Origin of the sequence: Zhongshania aquimaris, from assembly GCF_019312595.1 — a bacterium.
GTDB classification, from domain to species: Bacteria; Pseudomonadota; Gammaproteobacteria; order Pseudomonadales; family Spongiibacteraceae; genus Spongiibacter; species Spongiibacter aquimaris.
In genome coordinates, this window is sequence record NZ_JAHWDQ010000002.1 from 83452 (window position 1) to 99724 (window position 16273).

14 protein-coding genes are annotated in these 16273 nt (G+C 51.1%); 6 read left to right on the plus strand and 8 right to left on the minus strand.

The annotated features are described in order from the left end of the window. On the minus strand, positions 1-789 hold the full coding sequence (locus KXJ70_RS09155; protein WP_219043203.1) for an SDR family NAD(P)-dependent oxidoreductase: 789 nt from the start codon (positions 787-789) through the stop codon (positions 1-3). Positions 790-923: 134 nt separating this feature from the next. On the opposite strand from KXJ70_RS09155, the gene KXJ70_RS09160 reads away from it, so the two are divergent. Further along, complete coding sequence (locus KXJ70_RS09160; RefSeq protein ID WP_219043204.1) at positions 924-1406, plus strand: NUDIX domain-containing protein; 483 nt, start codon at positions 924-926, stop codon at positions 1404-1406. Positions 1407-1416: 10 nt separating this feature from the next. Here the strand turns inward: KXJ70_RS09160 and KXJ70_RS09165 are convergent, their stop codons facing one another. Both KXJ70_RS09165 and KXJ70_RS09170 read right to left on the minus strand, forming a co-directional pair. Beyond that, positions 1417-1656, minus strand: coding sequence for a hypothetical protein (locus tag KXJ70_RS09165; protein ID WP_219043205.1), 240 nt, complete (start codon positions 1654-1656; stop codon positions 1417-1419). Between the two features lie 172 nt (positions 1657-1828). Further along, entirely contained in the window at positions 1829-2959 is a 1131-nt protein-coding gene (locus KXJ70_RS09170; protein ID WP_219043206.1) for a mechanosensitive ion channel family protein, read from the minus strand. Between the two features lie 230 nt (positions 2960-3189). On the opposite strand from KXJ70_RS09170, the gene ilvD reads away from it, so the two are divergent. Next, positions 3190-5031: a dihydroxy-acid dehydratase gene (ilvD, locus tag KXJ70_RS09175; RefSeq protein WP_219043207.1), complete on the plus strand. Its 1842-nt coding sequence runs from the start codon at positions 3190-3192 to the stop codon at positions 5029-5031. Between the two features lie 204 nt (positions 5032-5235). Here ilvD and KXJ70_RS09180 read toward each other — a convergent pair whose 3' ends face one another. After that, the gene (locus tag KXJ70_RS09180) at positions 5236-5547 is read right to left on the minus strand and encodes a putative signal transducing protein (RefSeq protein ID WP_219043208.1); all 312 of its coding nucleotides are present in this window, start codon (positions 5545-5547) and stop codon (positions 5236-5238) included. Positions 5548-5562: 15 nt separating this feature from the next. Continuing rightward, a complete protein-coding gene (locus KXJ70_RS09185) occupies positions 5563-7992 on the minus strand; it encodes an acyl-CoA dehydrogenase (protein WP_219043209.1) in 2430 nt (809 codons plus the stop codon). Positions 7993-8444: 452 nt separating this feature from the next. Between KXJ70_RS09185 and KXJ70_RS09190 the strand changes: the two genes are divergently transcribed. Continuing rightward, positions 8445-9569 (plus strand): beta-ketoacyl-ACP synthase III, encoded by a 1125-nt coding sequence (locus tag KXJ70_RS09190; RefSeq protein WP_219043210.1) that lies wholly within the window; start codon positions 8445-8447, stop codon positions 9567-9569. Between the two features lie 42 nt (positions 9570-9611). Here the strand turns inward: KXJ70_RS09190 and KXJ70_RS09195 are convergent, their stop codons facing one another. Both KXJ70_RS09195 and KXJ70_RS09200 read right to left on the minus strand, forming a co-directional pair. Next, positions 9612-10190, minus strand: coding sequence for a chalcone isomerase family protein (locus KXJ70_RS09195; protein ID WP_219043211.1), 579 nt, complete (start codon positions 10188-10190; stop codon positions 9612-9614). Then, complete coding sequence (locus KXJ70_RS09200; RefSeq protein ID WP_219043212.1) at positions 10187-11422, minus strand: MFS transporter; 1236 nt, start codon at positions 11420-11422, stop codon at positions 10187-10189. Before KXJ70_RS09200 ends, KXJ70_RS09195 begins: the two co-directional genes overlap by 4 nt. 105 nt (positions 11423-11527) lie before the next feature. Here KXJ70_RS09200 and KXJ70_RS09205 point away from each other — a divergent pair, with 105 nt between their 5' ends. The 3 genes from KXJ70_RS09205 to KXJ70_RS09215 are packed head-to-tail and all read left to right on the plus strand — an operon-like array spanning position 11528 to position 14932. After that, positions 11528-12877: an NAD(P)/FAD-dependent oxidoreductase gene (locus KXJ70_RS09205; protein WP_219043213.1), complete on the plus strand. Its 1350-nt coding sequence runs from the start codon at positions 11528-11530 to the stop codon at positions 12875-12877. Next, on the plus strand, positions 12874-13659 hold the full coding sequence (locus KXJ70_RS09210; RefSeq protein WP_219043214.1) for a DUF1365 domain-containing protein: 786 nt from the start codon (positions 12874-12876) through the stop codon (positions 13657-13659). Before KXJ70_RS09205 ends, KXJ70_RS09210 begins: the two co-directional genes overlap by 4 nt. A 28-nt stretch (positions 13660-13687) precedes the next feature. After that, positions 13688-14932 (plus strand): SAM-dependent methyltransferase, encoded by a 1245-nt coding sequence (locus KXJ70_RS09215; RefSeq protein WP_219043215.1) that lies wholly within the window; start codon positions 13688-13690, stop codon positions 14930-14932. A 70-nt stretch (positions 14933-15002) separates the two neighbouring features. Here the strand turns inward: KXJ70_RS09215 and KXJ70_RS09220 are convergent, their stop codons facing one another. Next, on the minus strand, positions 15003-16094 hold the full coding sequence (locus KXJ70_RS09220) for a ketoacyl-ACP synthase III (protein ID WP_219043216.1): 1092 nt from the start codon (positions 16092-16094) through the stop codon (positions 15003-15005). Between the last annotated feature and the right edge of the window lie 179 nt (positions 16095-16273).

Here is a 16273-nt window from a genome sequence, read left to right on the forward strand (position 1 = left end):
TCACACATACGCCACCGCACCACCATCAATGCGAATATTCTGGCCGTTGATAAAACCCGCTAAATCGCTGCAAATAAACGCGACCAAGTCGGCGACTTCCTGACGCTCGGCAATACGACCGCTGGGATTTGGGTATTCCGTTGCAACAATATTTTTCACAATATCACTCCAATCATCACCCCAGCCTTTTTTCTCCGCGCGACGGCGAAAGCCCGCTTCCAATTCCGCGGTTCGAATATAACCTGGCGAGATGGTGTTAACGGTAATACCGGTATGACTCAACTCTTTGGTCAAGCTCACACTCATAGTCGCCAGTGCACCTTTGGAGGCATAATAGTGCGGCATGATGCTATTGGGTTGATGACTGCCGATCGTGCCCAGCTGAACAATTCGCCCCCAGCCTTTTTCACGCATTGCAGGGCTGAAGCCCTGAATCAAACGGGCCGCCGACAGCACATTTTTCTGGTACATATCCAACCAACCTTCGGTGTTGCTTACCGCCCACTTACCCGCCGTTGCAGTGCCATAATTGTTTACCAAAATATCAATGGCACCCACCGCGCTTTGGGTTTGTTGCAATACTTGATCACAACCTGCATCGCTAGCTATGTCGCCCCAAACCGCATGCGCGTTCTCGATACCAGCCGCTACTTGCTCAGCGGCACCTTCTTCGTTGCCATGAAAAACAACGACTGCACCTTCTCTGGCGAGAGTCTGAGCAATCACTTCGCCTGTGCCGCGATGACTTCCAGTCACTAAGGCGATTTTATTCTTTAATTTAAGATCCATACCAAGATACCGCTTGTGTCTGAATTAAGGGCAAGTAAGCCACTGATTTACCACAAACATAGTCGCATACCGCCGCTCTGTGGCAAAATCTCTGAATTGACTATGTTACCCAACAATAATATCGAGGTTGCTCCATGAATTTCTGCCCCCAATGCGCCAGCCCCATTGCCGAAAGATTGATCGATAGTGAAATCCGCAAGGGTTGTCCCGATCCCGCCTGTGGGTTTGTATTATGGAATAATCCCGTACCGGTGGTCGCCATGATTGTTGAAGTCGAGGGCGGTGTTGTCATGGCCCATAACGTGACCTGGCCAAAAACGTTCTATTCTATTATCACCGGTTTTTTAGAAGCTGGCGAAGATCCCGAGGAATGCGCGCGCCGTGAAACCATGGAAGAACTCAATCTACACGCTTTGGAGACATCACTAGTTGGGGTCTACCCATTTGCGCAGCAAAATCAGGTCATTATTGCCTACCACGTAAAAGCAGCCGGCGAGATAAAACTCAACCACGAATTAGATGATTACAAAATTGTTGCTCCAGCAGACATTAAACCTTGGCCGATGGGTACAGGGCTCGCGTTAACAGATTGGATAAAGACCCAAATCGGCAGCTAAGGGGTATTAATTAGCGATGGGCGATGGCGGGCGACATATTGATGCTGCCATCTTCCTCTAAGATACCAATATTCTCGCCAGAGGCGTCGATCACCACCACAACGCGCTCTTGGAAAAGCGGCCTCCTGATAAAATGAAGTCGCCAACCAAAGCCCTCCATTTGGCGCAATGCCAGTTGTTGCAGCTCATTTAGCATGTCTGCCGCGCCCTGTGGAATAGGAGCATCTCCCCTACGCTTTTCTTGATCCATAGCGTTCACCTTTGTTCAACGCTTTCAGTTTTTATCGCTCAAACCGACGCTAAACTTACTACGCCGAGAACGGGCCTTATTCATGCCGGATCTTCATCACCTTGACCGGGTCACTTATACAAAAGCTAGGCATCGCTATTATCATTTTCGGTAAACGATCCTATTGCCTAGCCTATTTTTTTAGCGGTTTATCCTCCTTTACTTCCTCGGTATCATCTTCATCCTTGCCGTGACGATCTCGCGCAGACTCTACCTTGGCATTTTCCCGCGCCGTCTCAAGCTCTTCGGTTAAGGCAGATAGTTCTTCTTTTACGGCTTCTCGATCTATATCTTCCTCGCCCTCTATCGGCTCGATTTTTAATTTTTCCTTCAATTTTTTTATTTTTGCCTCAAGATTTTCAACGGCGCTGGCCACTTCTGCTTTGCTAAACAGGATTTCTTCAGCGTGTCCGTTTTTATCTTCTTCCGGCATATTTACTTTCTTGCGTTTTGGAATAAATTTTAATTCCGGCGGCAAAGGTCGCTGATTCATAAATGACGGCGATACAATCTCAATTCCAGCGTCGTGCAACGCATCTAGCATTTTGCCTCGCAAGCGGGAGCGGGCGCTGACCAAAAGCCCCGCCTCTTTCAACCAGCCGCTGGCGCGGTAATTAACCGAAAAGTCGCCGAGATTGCGAATTTGCACAAAACCGTCACCCAGTTCCGCGGCCTCAATCGCTTTCAACAGCGCCTCTTCAATATCGCGGCGATCAACGTCGTAGCCCAGCGACACTTCGGCAGACACCACCGTGCCGGATGACCGCACTACGTTGTAGGGTTCTTGCACTAATAATAAATTCGGTACCGTCACCAGCTCGCTGGTTTCGTTCTGAAACTCGACGTGCAGCAAGCCCCGCTGCGAAACTCGGCCCAACTCATTGCGAAATTCAATGTAGTCACCGGCGCGAAAGCTATTGACCGTGCGCAACATGAAACCCGCCATTAAGTTTCCCATCACCGAGGTAGAAGACAGCGCAATAGCGGCACTGAGTAGCAAACCCACCAAGCTCAACAACTGACCCCGGAGTTCGCTTTCCATCGGGAAGGTAGTGATGCCCAGTAGCAAACCGCTCAAACGAAAAACAAGTTTAGTGCCCTGCTCACGGTAGCGAATATCCGCACCGTGATCTTTTTGAACTGCAAATATCTTGCGGGTAAACAACCAGACGCCAAACAAAAAGAGCATCACGACGGCAAAAGGCCCCCAAACACCCAGCCAATCGGGTGCTACGCTATTTACTGCACCCAGTGCCTCATCCATCTTTTAACTCCCGCTGTGAATTTCTTATTGGCCGCGAACGCAGCAAACCAAGCAAAATTTGATTACTGCAATTACAAAGTAGATCATCTTGCCAATGTACGCAGACAATTGCACATTAGAGCCCAGAGTATGGCGGATTCGTCCATGCGACGACACGGGGCTATGTGTTAAACTGACGCGCTTTTATACTCTATGCACGACACGGCTCGGCGATCGCCAAAGAGGAATTTATGCCTGTATATCGTTCTAAAACCACCACTTCCGGCCGCAATATGGCGGGGGCACGCGCATTGTGGCGCGCCACCGGCATGAAAGACGGTGACTTCGAGAAGCCAATCATTGCCGTGGTTAACTCATTTACGCAATTTGTGCCCGGCCACGTCCACCTAAAGGACATGGGTCAGCTAGTCGCCCGAGAAATTGAAGAAGCCGGCGGTGTCGCCAAAGAATTCAACACCATCGCGGTCGACGACGGTATCGCCATGGGTCACGACGGTATGCTGTACAGCCTGCCCAGCCGAGACATTATCGCCGACTCAGTCGAATACATGGTTAACGCCCACTGCGCCGATGCCATGGTGTGTATCTCCAACTGCGACAAAATCACCCCCGGCATGTTGATGGCAGCGCTGCGCTTAAACATTCCCGTGGTATTCGTCTCTGGCGGGCCAATGGAGGCGGGTAAAACCAAGCTGTCTGAGCACAAGCTCGACTTGGTTGACGCCATGGTTATCGCCGTTGACGACTCCGCATCTGACGAGAAAGTCGCTGAATACGAACGCTCCGCCTGCCCTACCTGCGGCTCGTGTTCCGGTATGTTCACCGCTAACTCCATGAACTGCTTAACCGAAGCACTCGGCTTGTCTCTGCCTGGCAACGGCTCAATGTTAGCCACCCACGCCGACCGCAAAAAGTTATTCCTAGAAGCTGGCCGCCGTATTGTAGAACTCGCCAAGCGCTACTACGAAGAAGATGACGACAGCGTATTACCACGCAGCATTGCCTCGTATGACGCGTTTAAAAATGCCATGGCGCTGGATATCGCCATGGGCGGCTCTACAAATACTATTCTGCATTTGCTTGCGGCAGCCCAGGAAGCCGAGCTGGACTTCACCTTAAAAGACATCGACAAACTGTCTCGTGAAGTACCGCAGCTGTGCAAAGTTGCGCCAAATACACCGCTCTACCACATGGAAGACGTGCATCGAGCCGGCGGTGTATTCGCTATTCTCGGCGAACTCCATCGCGCCGGTTTGCTCGAGCCTAACCTACCAACCGTACACGCCAGCACCATGGGCGCCGCCGTAGCCCAGTGGGACATCATGAGCACCGATAACGATGCCGTGAAAAATTTCTTCAAAGCAGGCCCCGCCGGCATCCCAACCCAAACTGCCTTTAGCCAAGACACACGCTGGGGCTCACTGGACGCCGACCGCGAAAATGGCTGTATCCGCAATTTAGAGAACGCCTTTTCTACAGAAGGTGGCTTGGCGGTGCTGTTCGGCAATATCGCTGAGGACGGCTGCGTCGTAAAAACCTCCGGTGTTGATGAAAGCATTTTGGTATTTGAGGGCCCCGCGCATATCTGCGAAAGCCAAGAAGGCGCGGTAGACGATATTCTCCACGACCGAGTTAAAGCCGGCGATGTGGTTATCGTTCGCTACGAAGGACCCAAAGGCGGTCCTGGTATGCAAGAGATGCTATACCCAACCAGCTATATCAAATCCAAGGGACTGGGCAAAGTCTGCGCGCTATTAACTGACGGCCGCTTCTCTGGCGGCACATCGGGCCTGTCTATCGGTCACGCTTCGCCAGAGGCAGCCGCTGGCGGCGCTATTGGCTTGGTGGAACAGGGCGATATTATTCGAATCGACATACCGAATCGCGGCATTAACGTGCTGATCGACGAGGGTGAGCTCAATAAACGCCGCAAAGCGATGGACGCCAAAGGCGCCGATGGCTGGAAGCCCGTTAACGAGCGTCCACGCAAAGTATCTGCAGCCCTTAAAGCCTATGCAAAAATGGTCACCAGCGCCGACAAAGGTGCAGTGCGGGATATAAACCAGCTTTAATCCGCTATTTTGAGTGCATAAAAAAGGGGCCAAATGGCCCCTTTAAATTTGGCTGTATCTTCACGCAACAGAAGACAAAACCCGTCCCATTATCTTCTCAGCAAGTAGCCGCTAAAAAGACAGTAGGCGTAATATAGCCTAGAAACGGTCAACTTTTGATAGGCAATTACCCCTAATTTTTGTAGTAGTATTCAAGCGCAAAACCTATGGCCCTGAACTGGGCGATGGCTCGCCGCACTGCCAGCAAAAATCAAAACTGCTCGGGCTCTCTTCGTCACAACGAGAACAAACCCAAGCCTGCTCTGGCCGCTGGCTCAACTCTGTCAACAAGCTTTTTGCCTTGGCCAAATGGCGCTCATCAATCCACAACTCTGGCCACACGTCCGTGAAGGCCAAGCTTCCGGACGCGCCACCTGCATACCTATTGCGAAGTTCGCCAGCTATTCCCTCTGCCGACAACAGATTTTGCACATTCACAACCAACATCAAATTCTGATCGGTAAATATTTTTTCCACCTACCACTCCGCACACTATGGCCGAACCGGACGCACATCAATATCGTTCAGTTTGGCGTCGAAGGCATCGGTCAGCAAGCAGTCATAACGGCGTTCATCGTACTCTGCAAGCCGCTGCGACTGCTGCTCAGTTAACAGACCAGCCGCCACTGCCGATTGTAATTTTTCAGCAAAGCTATCGCCTGGTAATTTGCTATGAAGAACCGCATCGTAGTCGTTTTCAATTTCACTCAACAATTGAAAAGCGCGATGAATACGGCCTTGGGCGTCCTCGTCGTTGTCGCTCATATGTACCGCATCTGCCAATATCGACCGCACCGGATTTTGGGTCATAATCATATCGCCCAAAGCGCGAATATCATTATCCGACACGTCGAAGCTCGGCACACCCCAGGGGAAAAATACTACGCGTAACACACAACCCATCCAACGCTGTGGCATATTTTGATAAAAGCCCATTAGCGCTTTATTCAATGCTGTAAAACTGCGTTTTAAGGCAAACTCCGCATGTAGCGTATTTGCTTCGCTGGCATGCTGATTATCATGAAATTTGAGAATAGCGCAGGCGATAACAAGCTGACTATGCACGTCCCCAAGTCGCGCCGACAGTAACTCCCGACGTTTAAGATCGCCACCCAGTAGCAGTAATGCAAAGTCCGCCGTCGCCGCAAACACGGCACTGTAGCGATCAATTCTCGGATACCAGCGCGCCGACAAAGCGCTATTTCCGCAATCCGTTTTTGAAAACTTGCTCGCCGTCAAACCCTGCAAAAATCCGCGACTAAACACGCCAGCGGTGTGCGCTAAGTGAGCGCTAAGCAAACCATCAAAGCGCTCTAAAGCACCGTCGCCGTCATCAGACAGGGCTTCGAGTTCATCCGCCAAATAGGGGTGACAACGCATTGCTCCCTGTCCGAATATAATCATCGAGCGGGTAAGAATATTTGCGCCCTCAACGGTAATCGCGATGGGAATAGTCTGGTAAACCAGCGCCATAAAATTTCTTGGCCCCATTTGAATAGCCCGACCACCCAGAATATCCATGCTGTGATTAATCAAACTGCGCATGGTTTCCGTCGCGTGATATTTGGCCATCGCCGTTAAGACCGACGGCGCGCCATCAGCCAAGGCGCGAGTCACTAGGGCACGATAGGCTTCTAGCATATACGCACCCGCCGCAATGTCTGCGCTGGCTTCTTGAACACCCTCAAACTTGCCAACCGAAATGCCAAACTGGCGTCGAATTCGCGCAAAAGCACCGACCATCAAATAGCTCATTTCGCCACCGGCAGTGGATAGTGCGGGCAGTGAAATACCGCGCCCAGCACCCAAACACTCCACCAGCATCATCCAGCCTTGGCCGATATATTTTTGCCCACCGATCAACATCGACATGGGTATAAAGACATCGACACCGGTTATCGGGCCATTCATAAATGCCGAACCCGGATAATGACGGCGACCGATTTCCACCCCCGCCAAATCTGCGGGAACCAGCGCGCAGGTAATACCACGCTCAACCTCGTCACCTATTAATCCGTCGGGGTCGCTGAGGCGAAATGCCAACCCAACAACAGTCGCGATCGGCGCAAGGGTAATCCAGCGTTTTGAAAAATTGAGTTTTACGCCTAGGACTTTTTCGCCGTTGTATTCTTGTTCGCAGACCTCACCAGTATCGGGAATCGCACCGGCATCCGAGCCCGCCTCGGGACTGGTCAAACCAAAACAGGGCACTTCTTCGCCCTTAGCCAAACGCGCCAGCCAAAAGTCTTTTTGCTCATCGGTTCCGTATTTCAGCAACAGCTCACCGGGACCTAATGAATTGGGTACCATCACGCTGACCGCCGCCACTGTCGAGCGACTGGCAATTTTGCTCACAACGCGGCTTTGCGCGTAAGGCGTAAATTCGAGGCCGCCGTATGCACCGGGAATAATTAGACCGAGAAAGCCTTTGTCTTTTATAAACTGCCACACCGCTGGTGACAGGTCTTTATCGTGATGATGAATTTGCCACTCGTCGAGCATCTCGCAGAGCTCTGCGGTTTCATTATCAAGGAAGGCTTGCTCTGCTTCACTCAGTGTTGAAAGCTCGATCGCCTCGAACTTAGACCAATCGGGATGACCGGAAAATAAATCTTTTTCCCACCAGGTGGTGCCGGCATCCAGCGCCTCGCGCTCAGTACTGCTCATCGCGGGCATCATTTTTTTCAATGCCACTTTTGCCGGTGCGCTGATAAAACGGATTCTTAAGCTGTCGACAATAATCACCGCCAGCACGGCCAATAAGACCAGTAAAACGATGGGATGAATAAAGAAGTCACTGCACAAACCAGCCAGCAACCAAGCGCTAACAAACACCGCGCAGCCGCGACGCCGAGATAACTGGAAAGAAAAAATTAAGGCGGTGGCAATAACAATTGCAAGAAATGCTAACAGGCCAATCATAGTACCCTCTCTGAGCTGTAGTGGTTTGCGATACAAACGTTTAGATCAGTGAATAGTGCTTACCATGCTACGCTGTCGCAGTGACTATTGCATTAATGAGGCAAAGGCGGCGATCGAAAGTTCACACGTAGACCAGTAACGACGCGGCCTAAATTTAATTTTGTTATACCAAAATATGGACTGCATCAACGATGTCAGCCACACTCTCGCCTCTAACTAATTGAAAGAGGCCCTTACTCGAACTGGAATTTTGTTCTCTGACAAAGAAAAATCGCACGCAATAGGGCGTCGGGTTGATTATCATAAATGACCGATTTAATAGAGCCTGCCCTTTATGCCCGGTACGCAGCGGAGCGAGCGCTTTGGCTACGATTTAAGCAAAAGTAGGACTGGCAGAGAGCAAAGCAACAATTGTGTATAAGCCACTTTAAAATAATATCGGGATTACAAACATGAACTCCTCAGTCGTTATTAGCGGAGTGGGCCTATGGACCCCAGCAAATAGCATTAGCAACGAAGAACTCGTAAGTAGCTACAACGCGTGGGCCGAACACTTTAACCACGAGAATCACGCTGCTATTGAAGCGGGCGAGTTAGACGCTAAGCCACTCTCCACTGCCGCCTTTATTGAAAAAGCATCTGGCATCAAAAGCCGCTACGCCTATTCAAAAGAAGGTATTTTAGATATCCATCGTATGCGCCCGCTGCTGGAAGTACGCGATGATGAGCAGGTCTCGCATCAAGCAGAGATGGCTATTTCCGCAGCAAAAAAGGCGCTTATAGCCGCAAATAAAACGGCTGCTGATATTGATATGGTCATTGTGTCCTGTGCCTACACTCAACGCTCCTATCCCGCGATTGCGATTGAAGTACAAGCGGCCTTAGGAATCGAAGGTTTTGGTTTTGATATGCTAGTCGCGTGTTCGGCAGCCACTTTTGGCTTGGAGCGAGCCGTTGACGCAATAAAATGCGGCACGTCAAAAGGTGTATTAGTCATTAGCCCTGAACTCACCTCTCCGCAAGTTAATTACATGGATAGGGATTCCCACTTTATTTTTGGCGACGTGGCAACAGCCGTGGTGGTCGAGAGCAGCGAATCGTGCCAATCTGCCCACGCCTTCGATGTGGTAAGCACCAAATGTGTGACGGCGTACTCCAATAACATTCGCTCAAACTTTGGCTACACATCGCGGACAACCGACCAAGACCCCTATGCTGCGGATATGCTATTCCATCAAAATGGTCGCAAAGTCTTTAAAGAAGTGTGCCCCATGGCCGCCGACCACATTGAGACTCATTTGCACAGCAACGGTATTCAAGTCGCCGAGTTGAAACGCTGGTGGCTGCATCAAGCCAATATCAATATGAATCTCTTGATCAGCAAGCGATTGCTGGGTCGCGACGCCACCCTTGAAGAGGCACCGATTGTTCTCGACGAGTATGCCAACACCGCCTCAGCGGGTTCGATCATTGCGTTTGCAAAACATCATGAAGATTTAGCCGCTGGCGATATCGGCGTGATTTGCTCCTTCGGCGCCGGTTACTCCATCGGCAGCCTCATTCTTCGGAAGCGCTAACCGCAGTGACTGCCTTCCAATTTGGAGGGTAGTCAATGGTATTTAGCCACTCAACGCCTCGCGCCATGCGGCAAGCATGGTGTCGCGCTGCTCCTCACTTACCGCCGCTCGGCCCAACCATACGCTCAAAATAATCGCCGCCGACTCAGGTGAGCTAACAATGCCCAGCTGCCGGCCATTCAAAGCCAAGCCAAGCCCCTCGTCTGGCACCCAGGTGAGTTGGTAGTGATCTCCCTTCTCAACCGCTAAATACCAGCTGCAAAAGCGGGCGATATCAGCAGCTGCCGGCGCCAACTCCTGCTCGCTAAACGCACCCTCTAAAGCCTTATTGGTCATTTTCTGAAAACGTTCGGCGGACACACCGACCTTGTATTCAATAATAATTTGCTTTGCATAACTCGGGTTTAAAATATCACCGTTCTCGGGCAATGCTTGCTGAGGATCTACTTGTAATCGGGTAAAGGTCAGGTCTTTCCACAACAAGGTGTAGGTCTCGCTGCTGACCGTTTGCCACTCGGTGGCTTGGGCAACACTTTGCATGAATATCACGCCCGCCATCATCAGAGAATTGAGCCAGGTCCTGCGCCAAACCCTGCCACACACTTTTTGCTTGCGATTCATACATCTGCCCTCTTTCCAAGCCAAGCCACTGATTCGCGCCCCAGCATATAAAACACGCATAATTTCAGGACTACCGGCGCAAGCACGTAAGCCGCCGTAATTGCCCACACTGGCGGCACGTCAATGTCTGCCTGACTACCCAGCCATAAATAAGACACACCCACCGCCAAGCCCATTGCCGCTTTGCTCAGCATACTCCACAGTGCAAACATTCTTGCCCCCAGCGCAGCACCCCCATGCTCTTTAGACAACGCTTGCGCCAAGCCGGTTTGCATCGCTGAAGGTAGAGCCTGATCTGCACCCAGCATCAAGCCAGTACCAATACTAATTGCGATAAACCAGTACACATCGCCTTCGCCAAGTAATGCCGCAAAACTAAACAGCAGCGCCGAGCAGCACAGACCAATTCGCCAAGAGCGCAGGTCACCCAGCTTTTTCGCCAGAAAATACCAAAACGGCACACCAATTAAACCTGCTAAAAAATAACTAAGTAGTGCCATCGGCACCGCATCTTCGGCGCCTAACACCTCTCGCATAAACAACAGTAAGACTGCTCCGGGTATCGCATTTGCAAACATGTTCACAAACCAGGGCAGCGCCAGGCTCCGCACCCGACAATCAGCCAGCAAGACCTTAACACTTAGGGTACTATTCGCGCCGGCAGAAAAATTCTGACTACCTTGCAAATAAACGGCAACAAACAGCGCCGCTAGCAACACGATTAGTGCCGAGGGTAGAGATGACGGCGCCACGAGCGCGGGCGCTAACATGGCTATTAAAGTACCTAATAACAGCGTGCCCTCGCGACTACTGTTATAACGCAGACGATCCATATTGTGTTGTGAGAGGTTCACAGGCAAGGCCAACCACGGTACAGTAATACCCGTCCAACCCAGCATGAGTAGTACCAGCGCGAGCGCCAGTATGCTTGGCGGCCAAGGATGAGGAATAAATGCCAATGACATTGCGCTGGCAGCAATTAAAAGCCAAGAGCCCAACCACAGTGCTCGACCGCTGCCGTGACGATCTACCCACGCACCAGCAGGCAGGTCACTGGCAACATCGCTAAAGCGAGCTAGAATAAATATGGTTCCCACCACGGTGTAACCATAGCCACCTTGCTCAGCCAACCACAGCGGCGCATAGATATAAAACGGCAGCCCCAATGCCGCCAGCGGCAAGCCGGGCAGCGCATAGCGAATAAATCGCCAATAGGCTAAAGGACTCCGCATACAAACTCCGTAGCGGCCAAGGACGGCCCATTGCAGACTCACGCAAAGTGATCTGATCAATGGCAGTATACGTAACAACGAGATTGTGAGATCACTGATATTTCTATGCAAACACTAACACCAAGCGCGCCTCTCAATATTGCCGTCATAGGCTCGGGCATTTCTGGCCTGAGCAGCGCGTGGCTGCTCGGCAAGCATCACAAGGTCACCTTGTTCGAGCAAGACTCGCGCTTAGGCGGCCACACCAATACCGTTGATGTGATGACCAGCGCCGGTACCGTTGCCGTCGATACCGGCTTTATTGTGTTTAATCAACGCTGCTATCCCAACTTGATCGCCTTATTCAAAGAGCTAGGCGTTGTCTATCAAGGCACCGATATGTCCTTCGGCGTATCGCTAGATAAAGGCCGCTTGGAATACAGTGGCTCTAATTCAATATCGACCTTGTTTGCGCAAAAACGAAATCTCTTCCGGCCGCGATTTTGGGGCATGATCCGCGACCTACTGCGCTTTTATAAACAAAGCGCAGCTTGGCTGCATTCACTGCCAGACGATATGTCCTTGGGCGAGTTACTAGAACGCGAGAAATTTGGCCCCGGCTTTTGCCAAGATCACCTGCTCCCGATGGGAGCCGCCATTTGGTCAACGCCGGTAGAAAAATTCATGGCCTACCCAGCCAAAACCTTTCTGCGCTTCTGCGACAATCACGGTTTGCTACAAGTTAACGAGCGCCCCCAGTGGCAAACGGTCATAGGCGGTTCGCGGGAGTACGTAAAGCGTATTCAGCAAACCTTCACTGGCGATATCCGACTAAACTGCAAAGTAGCCAAAGTGCGTCGCTTTCACGACCACGTCATAATCACCGACAACAATGGTGAAAATCACCGCTTTGACCATGTCGTGATGGCCGGTCACGCCGATCAATCGCTAGCGATGCTCGACGACGCAAATGCCGATGAACAACGCCTGCTAGGTGCCTTTGCCTACGAGCAAAATGACGCCGTACTGCACCGCGATGAAAAACTAATGCCAGTGCTCGGTGAAGTGTGGTCGAGCTGGAACTATCTAGCCGACAGAGAACAAGATGGTAGCAAAGTATCGGTTAGCTACTGGATGAATTCCCTGCAGCACTTGCCCTGTAACGAGCAGTTAATTGTTACCCTAAACCCGCTACGCAGACCGAGAAAACATTTGGTTTACGAGCAGTTTAGCTACCAACATCCGGTGTTCGACGATGCCGCCCTCAATGCGCAAAAACACCTTTGGAGCCTGCAGGGCAAACAGCGTACCTGGTTTTGCGGCAGTTATTTTGGCTATGGCTTCCACGAAGATGGCATTCAATCAGGCCTTGCCGTCGCCGAACAATTAGGTGGCGTTGCGCGGCCTTGGAATACGGAAAAGGCCAGCGACCGCATCCACGTGCACGCCGCAAGCACCTTAACCGCTGCGGCATGACTGCCGACGATCACACGGCGATATACTGTGGAGAAGTGATGCACCATCGCTTCTATCCGCGCAAACATCGCTTTGTGTATCGCATGAGCAGCTTTTTATTCGACCTAGACAAACTGGATGAGACGGCACACCGCTGCAAGCTGTTCTCGTTTAATAGTTTTAACTTCTTTAGCTTTTACAATCGCGACGTCGGCAATGGCAGCGGTGAAGCGCCGCGCGAATATCTTGAGCGCACCTTACTCGAGCACGGCGTAAGTACCCCTCTTAAGTCCGCAAGCCTGCTCTGCTACCCGCGCATTTTAGGATTCACCTTCAATCCGCTGAGCGTTTATTATTGCTACGGTGACGATTCGCAGCTGTTCGCTATCTTGTACGAAGTCAGTAACACGTTTAAGCAGCGCCATACCTACTTAATCCCCGTATCTGAAAGCGACCAGGGCAAAGGTATAGTCCGCCAGCAATGCGATAAAAATTTTTACGTATCGCCATTTATTCCCATGGCTGTGCGCTATCATTTTCGAATGCACCTGCCGACTGAGCGTATCAGCTTGGCAATTCGCGAGACCGAGCACGAAAAGCCGCTTCTTCACGCCGTATTCCGGGGCGAAAGACGTCCTTTCTCAGATTGGGAGTTACTTAAGAATCTTGTCAGCTTGCCGTTAATGACCGTTAAGGCCGTAGTCGGTATTCACTGGGAAGCCCTAAAACTTTTTATCAAAGGTGTGAAATTAGTACCTCGCCCAGCTGAACCGAAAGCGTCAGTTTCACGTATTGACCAATAATTGTGATAGAAAATGCTAAGGGTTCACTATGAAGACAGCCACTGCTGCTCTCGAAAATAATATCGGTACTGGCTGGTGGGCGAAGCGCCAACAGCAAATGGTTGCGAAAGTTCTCGCCCCACTATCACATGCAAAGCGAGGTGTTTTGCGGCTCACCCTGCCCAACGGCAACAGCATTGAATTCGGCGAACACCCCTGCGATCATTTCAACCCCGTGATTGTGCTGCACAACTGGAAGGCTGTACGCAAAGCCTTTACCGGCGGCTCAGTGGGCTGGAGTGAAGCGTATATGGATGGCGACTGGGACAGCCCCGACGTCGCGATGTTAGTGGAATGGATTGTCATTAACGAAGACTATTTTGGCGGCATGCTGGACAGTGGCAAAATCGAGGGTGCCTTCCAAAAGTGGCGGCATCAACGCAATGCCAATAGCAAACGTGGCAGCCGACGCAATATTTCCTATCACTACGACTTAGGTAATGAATTTTACCAGCAGTGGCTAGATCCCAGCATGACCTACTCGGCTGCCTATTACACCGACGATCATCAAACGCTGGCCGAAGCGCAGTACGCTAAATATCAGCGGATCATAGATCTGCTTGATATCAAAGACGGCGACCGCATTCTCGAAATCGGCTGCGGTTGGGGCGGGTTTGCGGAACAAGTCTGCAGCCAAAAGAAAGTCTCCCTGCATGGCATCACGCTTTCTGAGCGACAGCTAGAGTTTGCTCAACAGCGCTTAGCCAAAACGGCGACACTGGGCAGTGCCGAGTTCAGTCTCACCGACTATCGCGATACCAAGGGTGAGTACGACCACATTGTCTCTATTGAGATGCTAGAAGCGGTGGGCGAAAAATATTGGCCAAATTACTTCGAGACTGTCTGCAAGCGCCTCAAGCCGGGTGGCAAAGCCTCGGTGCAAATTATCACCATTGAAGACAAACGTTTTGCGCAGTACAGCACTAATCCCGACTTTATTCAGACCTATATTTTCCCCGGCGGCATGCTGCCAACACCAAACATCTTCAAGAAACAAGCGGAACTAGCGGGCTTGAGTGTCGCCGATGAAGAAGCCTTCGGCTTAGACTATGCCCGCACCCTCCGTGAGTGGGGCGATAAATTCCATCAGCGATGGGAAGAGATTGCGCCACTGGGCTTTGATAAACGCTTTCAAAGAATGTGGCATTACTATTTAACTTATTGCGAGGGCGGCTTCCGCGGTAATTCCATCGACGTTTATCAGTTCGTGCTGGAAAAGCCAGCGCAACATTAGCGAGCGGTTAAAACAGCAATAAAAAAGGCCGCGCGAATGTAGCGGCCTTTTTTATTGCCAGTGAGAAAAGCTACTTCGCTTTTTCCGCCACTGCCGCTCGACAGCCCTCAACCCAAGGCATAAGTAGTTCCAGGGCTGTTTTGTCATTTTCTGGCAGCTCGTCGTGACACTCCGCCAATGGCCTAATCCGTGAGCCCCATTTAATGACCGCAGCGCCCCAGGTTAAACCTGCGCCAAAGGCGGCGGTTAAAATTTTATCACCCGGTTGAATACGGCCCTCTTCCAAGGCTTCGCATAATGCAATCGGCACGGTAGCAGCGGACGTATTGCCGTACTTCTCTATATTAACCACCACCTTTTCCGGTGGGGATTTCATTCGTTTCGCCAAGGTATCGATAATTCTTAAATTTGCTTGATGCGGAACCAAGAGGTCAATTTGCTCGGGCTCTAATGCCAACTTCTCCAGCACACTGGTGATGGCCTGCCCCATGCCGCGAACCGCTCGTTTGAAAATTTCTTGACCCTCAAAATTCACATCAAAAAAACCGTCAACTCCAGCAAAGCGCTCGCGTACCGTACCTGAATCTCGCGCCGCTAATATATCTCGCGCTTCGCCGTCGCAGCCCAATTTTTCTGCGATCAAACCGCACTCTTCATCGCAGGCCTCTAAGACCACCGCGCCAGCACCATCGCCAAACAGCACCGATACATCCCGTATCGTGTAATCGAGAAAGTAAGGAATACGGTCAGCGCCAATGACCAACACCTTTTTCATCGCGCCGCTGCGAATCATAGCGGTGCCGATACTCAAACCGTATACAAAGCCGGTGCACGCCGCATTAAGGTCAAAAACCGCTGCATTCACCGCGCCAATACTGGCCTGAACAAAAGACGCCGCATTGGGTATTAATGTGTCGGGACACGCTGTGCCTAAAATCACCATATCTAATTCGGCTGCATCTAAACCCGCAGCGGCTAAGGCGCGCTTAGCAGCCAAACTAGCGAGCGTCGCGGTAGACACATGGGAAATACGGCGCTCTTTTATGCCAGTACGTGTTGAGATCCACTCGTCAGAGGTATCTAGAAACGTGGCCAAATCTTCGTTGCTAAGCACCGCAGGCGGCAAGCATTTTCCCCAACCTGTGATATTCGCAAATTGCATAATGGCCTCTTATTCTGTGTGAATGATCGGCATTATGCCGAGCAATGTTAGCACTGTCACCCAGCCGACAAGGGCGAAACGGGCAAAATTGACAGCAGAACTACGTACAATCCCCTATAAAATAAGCACCTTTTAGACGCAAAGACAAGATTACAACATGCTAAGATAGTGACACTGCA

Coding starts and splice junctions, on each gene's coding strand:
- KXJ70_RS09155 (WP_219043203.1), bottom strand. CDS start 789: ATGGATCTTAAATTAAAGAATAAAATCGCCTTAGTGACTGGAAGTCAT.
- KXJ70_RS09160 (WP_219043204.1), top strand. CDS start 924: ATGAATTTCTGCCCCCAATGCGCCAGCCCCATTGCCGAAAGATTGATC.
- KXJ70_RS09165 (WP_219043205.1), bottom strand. CDS start 1,656: ATGGATCAAGAAAAGCGTAGGGGAGATGCTCCTATTCCACAGGGCGCG.
- KXJ70_RS09170 (WP_219043206.1), bottom strand. CDS start 2,959: ATGGATGAGGCACTGGGTGCAGTAAATAGCGTAGCACCCGATTGGCTG.
- ilvD (WP_219043207.1), top strand. CDS start 3,190: ATGCCTGTATATCGTTCTAAAACCACCACTTCCGGCCGCAATATGGCG.
- KXJ70_RS09185 (WP_219043209.1), bottom strand. CDS start 7,992: ATGATTGGCCTGTTAGCATTTCTTGCAATTGTTATTGCCACCGCCTTA.
- KXJ70_RS09190 (WP_219043210.1), top strand. CDS start 8,445: ATGAACTCCTCAGTCGTTATTAGCGGAGTGGGCCTATGGACCCCAGCA.
- KXJ70_RS09195 (WP_219043211.1), bottom strand. CDS start 10,190: ATGAATCGCAAGCAAAAAGTGTGTGGCAGGGTTTGGCGCAGGACCTGG.
- KXJ70_RS09200 (WP_219043212.1), bottom strand. CDS start 11,422: ATGCGGAGTCCTTTAGCCTATTGGCGATTTATTCGCTATGCGCTGCCC.
- KXJ70_RS09205 (WP_219043213.1), top strand. CDS start 11,528: ATGCAAACACTAACACCAAGCGCGCCTCTCAATATTGCCGTCATAGGC.
- KXJ70_RS09210 (WP_219043214.1), top strand. CDS start 12,874: ATGACTGCCGACGATCACACGGCGATATACTGTGGAGAAGTGATGCAC.
- KXJ70_RS09215 (WP_219043215.1), top strand. CDS start 13,688: ATGAAGACAGCCACTGCTGCTCTCGAAAATAATATCGGTACTGGCTGG.
- KXJ70_RS09220 (WP_219043216.1), bottom strand. CDS start 16,094: ATGCAATTTGCGAATATCACAGGTTGGGGAAAATGCTTGCCGCCTGCG.